The sequence below is a fragment of the Schumannella sp. 10F1B-5-1 genome (assembly GCF_006517535.1).
Lineage (GTDB): Bacteria > Actinomycetota > Actinomycetes > Actinomycetales > Microbacteriaceae > Schumannella.
In genome coordinates this window covers 1-207 of sequence record NZ_VHQH01000077.1, presented here as the reverse complement: position 1 = coordinate 207, position 207 = coordinate 1, and the positions used below count along the sequence as shown (strand labels likewise).

Sequence of the window (207 nt, the reverse complement as noted above, 5' to 3'; positions counted from 1 at the left end):
GACCGTGGCGAGCACGTAGACGACCGCGGAGACCGCCGAGAGCGAGAAGGCGATCGGCGCCTCGTCGAACCGGTCGATGATCTGGAAGATCGATCGCCCGAGCGCGGCGATGGCGAGGATGGCGTAGACGGCGACGAGCACGCGGCCGATGCCGGATGCGCGGGGACGGGAGGGGGCGGACATCGCCATCCAGACTAGGCCAGCTGC

1 pseudogene is annotated in these 207 nt (G+C 70.0%); it reads right to left on the bottom strand.

Features of this window, described 5'->3' with window-relative positions:
* A pseudogene (locus FJ658_RS15040) lies at positions 1-183 on the bottom strand (hypothetical protein); the annotation flags it as partial.
* Between the last annotated feature and the right edge of the window lie 24 nt (positions 184-207).